The sequence below is a fragment of the Actinomyces sp. oral taxon 849 str. F0330 genome (assembly GCF_000239715.1).
In the GTDB taxonomy this organism is placed as follows: Bacteria; Actinomycetota; Actinomycetes; order Actinomycetales; family Actinomycetaceae; genus Actinomyces; species Actinomyces johnsonii.
Window position 1 is genome coordinate 1 of record NZ_JH470415.1, and the last position, 583, is coordinate 583.

A 583-nucleotide genomic window follows, 5' to 3' on the forward strand; every position below is an offset into this window, starting at 1 on the left:
GCGTCCGGTTCCCGGCAGGCCAGCGGCGGGCGCGGACGGCGCGCGGCCAGGCCGTCGGAGGTCGGCTCGCCCGGGAGGCTTCCCGATCCTGATGAGAAGCCGTTGACGAGCTCGCGCAGCGTTTCGAAGTCAGTGCGCACGGCTGCCTCCCAGGTCGACGACGATGCAGGCCGGCTCGCGGGCCGGGTCGGTGCCCAGCGCCCGGGCGATCCGCTGCTCGTCCCAACGGGCCCGAGCCCGCAGGGGCACTCCCAGGGCGTCGGCGACGAGCCGGATCACCTCGAAGGAGCAGCCACAGTCCTGGACCGCGATTCGCAGGGCAAAGGAGAAGTACTTGCGGGCCACCTTGTCCACGTTGCCGGTCAGGACGATTCTCGCGCCGACGCCGTCGGGAACGACGTCCGTCTCCGAGGCCGAGGGGGCGGGCCCGATGAGGGCCAGGGCGTGGTCGCGCTCGATGTAGACGTAGGTTCCCGGAGCTAGTTGCTCCCCACCGACTTCACCCGCCTCTCCGCTCGCGGGGACGAGGACGTAGGCGGTCACCGAGCCGATATTGCCGCCGGCGGCCGTCCAGCGGCGCAGC

The 583-nt window shown here is 72.2% G+C and carries 1 pseudogene; it reads right to left on the minus strand.

The features are described 5' to 3' along the window. Positions 1–129: 129 nt before the first annotated feature. A pseudogene (locus HMPREF0975_RS16445) lies at positions 130–583 on the minus strand (bacteriocin biosynthesis protein); the annotation flags it as partial.